Below are 6,352 nucleotides of genomic sequence, written 5' to 3' on the forward strand. Positions count from 1 at the left end.
CCGTCTTGACGCGAACAGGTCAGCCGGCGTGGACGTGGGGGCGGCGGGCGCGGTCCGGTTCGGCCCCTCGGATGACCTCGCGGGTGACCGGGGCCACCTCGCCCTGGCCGAAGAGGAAGAAGCGGAAGAAGTTGGCCATCGGGTTGCCCTCGGTCCACTCGAAGTAGATGTGCGGGCGCTGCCCGGTCTCGTCGCGGACGTGGAGGAGGAGAGCGGCGAGGGCGTTGGGGATGCTGGAGCTCTCCAGCGTCAGGACGCGGTAGCGGTCGTGCAGGACCTCGCCGCGGACGCGCATGCCGGATTCGAACTCGGACGCGTCCAGGACGGTGACCTCGACGAACATGACGTCGTCCTCGGCCGGGATGTCGTTGTCCGCGCGGATCTGTTCCTTCTTCTGCCGGTACTCCGCGAGGTCCCGGTTGTCGGGCTCGTTGGCGATGAACCGGATCGTGCGGTTGGCGGTGTCCCGGATGAACCGCTGCGCCATGTCGTCGAACTCCACGTGCGTGACGCGCAGCTCGAAGACCCGGGCGAGGCGGGAGAGGAGGGAGAGGGCCATGATGCCGGCGATGAAGCAGGCACCGATCTTCACGCCGTCCGGCCGCTCCACGATGTTGACGGCGGTGGTGTAGATGAAGACGGCGGAGATGATGCCGAAGCCGATGGTCCAGCCGCGCTCCCCCGCCCGGCGGGCGGCGATGGTCACGGCGACGGCCGCCGAGGTGATCAGGACCAGGACACCGGTGGCGTACGCACCGCCCTGCGCGTCGACGTCGGCGTCGAAGATCCACGTCACCAGGAACGCGACCAGGGTGAACACGATGACCATCGGGCGCAGGGCCCGGGCCCACTGCGGGGCCATCCCGTACCGGGGCAGGTAGCGCGGCATCAGGTTCAGCAGGCCCGCCATCGCGGAGGAGCCGGCGAACCACAGGATCAGGATGGTGGAGATGTCATAGACCGTGCCGAACGCGGAGCCCAGGTACTCGTGCGCCAGGTAGGCGAGGGCGCGGCCGTTGGCCTCGCCGCCCGGCTGGAACTGGGCGGCGGGGATCAGCAGGGTGGTGATGAGGCTGGAGCAGATCAGGAAGACGCTCATGATCACGGCGGCTGTGGTCAGCAGCTGCTTCGCACCACGGATCCGGCCGGCCGGCTTGTCCTCGGTGTCCTCCGGGTCGCCCTTGACGTGCGGCATGACCGCCACACCCGTCTCGAACCCCGACAGGCCCAGCGCGAGCTTGGGGAACACGACGAGCGCGATGGCGATCATCATGAACGGGTTGCCGTGCTCGGCGGTCAGGGCCGTCGTCCAGTCGGTGATGACCTGCGGTTCGGTGAACACGTTCCACAACCCGACCGCCACCACGATGACGTTCAGGCCGAGATACGTCGCCACCAGTACCACCGCGACACCGATGGCCTCACTGAACCCCTTGAGGAACACCGCGCCCAGCAGCGCGATCATGATCAGGGTGATCAGCACCTCGTGACCGTGGAGGGTGCTGGTCAGGTGCGGGTTCTCCACCAGGTGCGCCGTCGCGTCGGCGGCGGAGAGGGTGATGGTGATCAGGAAGTCGGTCGCCGCGAACCCCAGCAGGGTCAGCACGAACAGCTTCCCCTTCCAGAACGTCAGCAGCCGCTCCAGCATCGCGATGGAACCCTCGCCGTGCGGACTCTCCTCCGCCACCCTGCGGTAGACGGGCAGCGCGCCGAACAAGGTCAGCAGCACGAGCACGATGGTCGCCAGCGGCGACAGCAGACCCGCCGCGAGGAACGCGATACCGGGCTGGTAGCCGAGGGTGGAGAAGTAGTCCAGACCCGTCAGACACATCACCCGCCACCAGGGCCGGCCGTGGGGCTGGGCCGCCGCCTCCTTCGCGGCGGGCGAACTCGTCTGGGCGGTCAAGCCTTCCAGCATCCACGCGCGCAGACGCGAGGAGCGGGCAGGGGTGGCCATCGTGAGGTACTCCTGTCGTACGCAAAGAACAAGCCATCGACATCGACGGCTGAGCCAGCGTACGCAGACTGATCACACATGCACGGAAGCGAACAAACCCTGACGCGTCCTTAACGCAAACAGCGCCACCTGTGGCGTAGCGCGTACTCCCGCGGCGGCCGGAGGACGGCCGCAGCACGCGAGCCGCCCGGCCCCGGTGTCCCCACACCGGATGCCGGACGGCTCATGTGGTGTGCGACGGTTGACCGGCGCGCGGTCGCACCGGAACGGACCCCCCACGGGCCGGACCAGGATGCGCTGTCCCGGCGGTGTTCAGGTCACCGCCCTCCAGCCGCGCGCCACCGGACCGTCACCCGGCTCCGTCGCACCATCAGTCTGTGACCGGCCGACGGCCGCGACAACACTTCCTGACGCGTTCCTTCCGCCCGGTCGCCGATCTTTGACGCGGCCCTGATGACGTGCGCGCATACAGGTGAGCCCCGTCACCGGACGGGCGTCAGAAGGCTGTCAAGGACCCGTTCGCAATCTTGTCCACGCGTCCCGGATGCGCTGGGATGGGGGCATGAACAGCGGTCCGCGCCACGACGATCGGCCACCGAATCCGGTGCAGCCGACAGCGCCCGCTGTCCGCCCGGCCGTCTGATACCGGCCGCGCGTCGTCCGCGTACCTGCCGTCGTCCTTCGAAGGGGCCGACCCGGGCTCGGTACGCGTCTCCACCCTCACCCGCATGAGCTGAGCCCACACCCGCGATGTGCCGGGGCGCCGGGCCCGTCAGCCATGCCCGCTTCCAGGATCCAGGAATCCGACATGCCTTCAACCCTGTCCGGACGTACCGTCCTCGTCACCGGCGCCACCTCCGGCATCGGCTACGAGACCGCCCGCCGGCTCGCCGAGCGCGGCGCCACCGTCCTCCTCCACGGCCGCACCCCCGAGGAGGCCCAGGCCGCCACCGACCGGCTGATCGCCACCGCCGGCATCGACGGCACCCACCTGCGGCCGCTCGCCGCCGACTTCGCCCGCCTGGAGGAGGTCGAGAACCTCGCCCAGGCCGTCGTACGCGAGCACCCGCGCCTCGACGTGCTCGTCAACAACGCGGCCATCGCCGCACCCGAGCGCCACACCCTCACCGCCGACGGCAACGAGATCGCCTTCCAGGTGAACTTCCTCGCCCACTACCTCCTGACCGACCTCCTGGCGGCCGCCCTCACCGCCGACCCCGGGGGCCGGGTCGTCAACGTCTCCTCCTCCCTCCACCGCACCGCCGCCATCCAGTGGAACGACCCGCACCGCATCCGCCGCTACGCCCGGCTCGCCGCCTACGCACAGTCGCAGCTGGCGCTGACCGTCTTCGCCTCGGACCCGCGCGTCACCGCCGTCTCGGTCGACCCCGGCATCTGCGACACCGGCCTTCTCCCGCTGTACGGGAACGAGGGCGCGCCGGCCGCCGAGGGAGCCCACCACGTCGTGGCGCTCTGCGACCCCGCCACCGAGATCGTCAACGGCGCCTACTACGACCGCTCCGAGCGCGTCGCCCCGGCCGCCGCCGCCACCGACGACCGCACGATCAAGCGCCTCAACAAGCTCGCCGACCTCCTCGTCGGCCACACCGCCTGAAGGGATACACGGACATGTCCAAGCGCGCACGCAAGAAGAGGGCCCGCCGCAAGAAGGGCTCCAACCACGGCAGCAGACCCTGCTGCTGACCATCGACCCACCCGTGGGGCGGCCCTCCGACCAGGCCCGCCCCACGTCCATGCCCTCACCGGCGCCCGCGCCGGCTTCGCCTCCCGCACGCCTCCCTCACGCCTCCCTCAGGCCTCGAAGCGGTACCCCAGCCCGGAGACCGTGATCAGGTGGCGCGGGTGCGACGGATCCGCTTCCAGCTTCCGGCGCAGATGGGCCATGTACACCCGCAGGTAGTTGGTCTGGGAGCCGCGGGAGGAGCCCCACACTTCCTGGAGCAGACGCCGCTGGCTGACGAGCCGGCCCCGGTTGCGGATCAGGACCTCCAGCACATGCCATTCCGTCGGCGTGAGCCTGATGTTCCGCCCTGCGCGGCGCGCCTTCTTCGCGAGCAGGTCGACGGTGAACTCCTCCGTCACCACCACCGCGTCGTCCGCGGTGGCCGGATCCTGTGGGAGGGCGCGGCGGGAGACGGCCCCCAGCCGGGCCAGCAGCTCGTCCATGCTGAAGGGCTTGGTGATGTAGTCGTCGGCGCCCGCGTCCAGGGCCCGGATCTTCTCCTCGGAGCCGTGGCGGGCGGAGACCACCAGGATGGGCACCTGCGACCATCCGCGCAGGCGCTTGATCACGTCGACCCCGTCCATGTCCGGCAGGCCCAGGTCCAGCAGGACCACGTCCGGGCGGCGTCCGGCGGCGGCCTCCAGGGCCGCGCCCCCGTCGCGGGCGGATGCCACGTCGTACTTCCGCGCCTTCAGACTGATGACCAGAGACCGCATCAGCTGCGGTTCGTCATCCACCACCAGCACCCGGGTCATCGGCGTGCCGCCTTCCTGTCGTACGTCGTCACGGAGCGATCGGGACCGGCCCCGTGGTCGCCCGCCCCCACCGGCCACGGCTCGCCCGCCACCGGTCCGGCGGCACGAGGGCAGTGTTCGGATGGAACGCTCCCTCGATGGAACAGCCGTTTCCGGGCCGCCGCGGCGCGCCTTGACAACGTCCATACGGCGAGGCACCCGACCTTGACGACCCCCATACGGAACCCCTGGCTCGGGCAGCTGCGGGCGGGCGTGGCCCGAACCGTCAAGATGTCGTCGCCACCACGTCAGCAGTGCGTCATGGTTCGCGACCGCGGGGCCGGCCCGTCCTAACGTCGCTCTCATGGGACGACGTTTCACTCGGTCCGCGGCCGGCGCACGAGCCGGGCAGGCCGGGCCTCCTCAGCCGCTCGCGCAGGACATCCACTGGGCCGGCGAGAGGCGATCGGCGATCGGTGTCGCTTCCCTGCTGCTCGCCGCCCTGCTCGTGCTGGACGGGGGCGCCGGCCGGCTCGACCTGATCCGCGGCGCCCTCTGGAGCGGCCTGGCCGCCCTGGTGTTCGTGATCCTGCTGCCGCCCCGGGTCTGCGCCCGGCCCGGTCTGCTGACCGCCCGCGGCCTGCTGGTGACGGACACCGTCCGTACCGACTCCCTCGTCTCGATCCGGTGGTCCGACGGGGTGTCCCAGCGGATGATCCTCCGCGACACGGACGGAAGCCGGGTCGAGATCGACCCGACCGTCCTCGTGCGCAATCCCGCCCTGTGGCGGCGTCTCGACGAGGACACCCGCACGTCCATCCGGCGCGGCACCCTGCTGTGCGGCGCGACCGCCCTGCGCCAACTGGCGGGGCGCATCGACCGCGAGACGGCCCACACGGTCTTCAAGGTCTCCGGTCTGGAGTGACCGGCCTCGGTCGCCCCCGGGTGGAGGAGCTCCTCGCGTGGACGAACCCCCGCGAGGTCAGGCCGCCTTCGCCCCCGGGAGCGCCAGCCGGCGAGCGGGGCCCGTGGCGTAGTGGACGTACTCGCGGGTCAGGCGGAACCCGGCCGACCAGGCCAGGAGGCGGCTGGGCCGGTTGTCGCGGGAGCAGGTCCAGCTCGCCGTGCGGCCTCGGGCGGCGATGTCCCGGCACAGGGCGGTGACGCAGGCGAGGGCGAGGTGTTGCCGGCGGTGGCCCGGGTCGGCCAGGGCCGCGACGTCCTCGTACCGGCTGCCGAGGAAGTAGGTGCAGGCCAGGGAGAGGGCGCGGCCCCGGTGAAAGGCACCCCAGCAGAGACCGGAGGACGCGAGCTGCTCGGGGCCGCCCCAGGTCTTGTGGATCCAGGCCGCCCCGGGGCCCAGGCCGACGACGGCCGACGCGTCCTTGGGGGTCAACCGGCGCACCGTGATGCCGTGAGCCGCGCGGGCGGCCATGGCGGGCGCCTGGTGCACGTAGACCATGCGCTCCCACGGATCGACGCGCTGGAACACGCCGCCGAGGACGGGCAGGAAACGGGCCGGGGCTTCGATGTAGCTGCCCGAGAACCGCGCGAGGGCGTCGGGGGCGAGCGAGCCCGGGTCACCGCGCAGCAGGACGTGGTCACCGCTGGAGACCGCGACCGCCCTCGGGTCCACGGGCCGGTCCGCCCACCAGTGGCCGCTGCCCGTGGCCGCGACGTGCTCGGGGAGAGCCGCGACGCCGGGGGCCCCGCCGGGGAACCAGCGGGCCAGAGCGGGGAGACGGGAGGGAAGGAGCTCGATCACGACGGATGCCACCTCATCGGAGAGGAGAGGGAGGAGAGGAGGCGGGGGCGGCCCGGGGCGGTGGGCCGCCCCCGCGGGGAACCGGCGCCGGCCGGCGCCGGCGCCGGCGCCGGCCGGCCTGGCGGCCGGGGGGGGGGGGCGGGAGGGCGGGC

The 6,352-nt window shown here is 71.8% G+C and carries 5 protein-coding genes; 2 read left to right on the forward strand and 3 right to left on the reverse strand.

Translation table 11 applies throughout. The annotated features are described in order from the left end of the window. Nucleotides 1–19: 19 nt before the first annotated feature. Nucleotides 20–1,957, reverse strand: coding sequence for an amino acid transporter (locus tag AB0D29_RS17655; protein WP_362855106.1), 1,938 nt, complete (start codon nt 1,955–1,957; stop codon nt 20–22). 808 nt (nt 1,958–2,765) lie between these two features. On the opposite strand from AB0D29_RS17655, the gene AB0D29_RS17660 reads away from it, so the two are divergent. Continuing rightward, entirely contained in the window at nt 2,766–3,572 is an 807-nt protein-coding gene (locus AB0D29_RS17660; protein WP_362855107.1) for an SDR family NAD(P)-dependent oxidoreductase, read from the forward strand. A 197-nt stretch (nt 3,573–3,769) separates the two neighbouring features. Here the strand turns inward: AB0D29_RS17660 and AB0D29_RS17665 are convergent, their stop codons facing one another. After that, nucleotides 3,770–4,456 (reverse strand): response regulator, encoded by a 687-nt coding sequence (locus AB0D29_RS17665; protein ID WP_362855108.1) that lies wholly within the window; start codon nt 4,454–4,456, stop codon nt 3,770–3,772. A 343-nt stretch (nt 4,457–4,799) separates the two neighbouring features. On the opposite strand from AB0D29_RS17665, the gene AB0D29_RS17670 reads away from it, so the two are divergent. Beyond that, nucleotides 4,800–5,360, forward strand: a complete 561-nt coding sequence (locus AB0D29_RS17670) for a hypothetical protein (RefSeq protein WP_362855110.1) — start codon at nt 4,800–4,802, stop codon at nt 5,358–5,360. A gap of 57 nt (nt 5,361–5,417) precedes the next feature. On the opposite strand, the gene AB0D29_RS17675 is transcribed toward AB0D29_RS17670, so the two are convergent. After that, nucleotides 5,418–6,200, reverse strand: a complete 783-nt coding sequence (locus AB0D29_RS17675; RefSeq protein ID WP_362855111.1) for a GNAT family N-acetyltransferase — start codon at nt 6,198–6,200, stop codon at nt 5,418–5,420. Between the last annotated feature and the right edge of the window lie 152 nt (nt 6,201–6,352).

It is taken from the genome of Streptomyces sp. NPDC048424, assembly GCF_040651555.1.
GTDB lineage: Bacteria > Actinomycetota > Actinomycetes > Streptomycetales > Streptomycetaceae > Streptomyces.

Bases quoted from the DNA above. Each gene is read 5' to 3' on its own strand.
- AB0D29_RS17660 (WP_362855107.1), top strand. From the start codon at position 2,766: ATGCCTTCAACCCTGTCCGGACGTACCGTCCTCGTCACCGGCGCCACC.
- AB0D29_RS17655 (WP_362855106.1), bottom strand. From the start codon at position 1,957: ATGGCCACCCCTGCCCGCTCCTCGCGTCTGCGCGCGTGGATGCTGGAA.
- AB0D29_RS17670 (WP_362855110.1), top strand. From the start codon at position 4,800: ATGGGACGACGTTTCACTCGGTCCGCGGCCGGCGCACGAGCCGGGCAG.
- AB0D29_RS17665 (WP_362855108.1), bottom strand. From the start codon at position 4,456: ATGACCCGGGTGCTGGTGGTGGATGACGAACCGCAGCTGATGCGGTCT.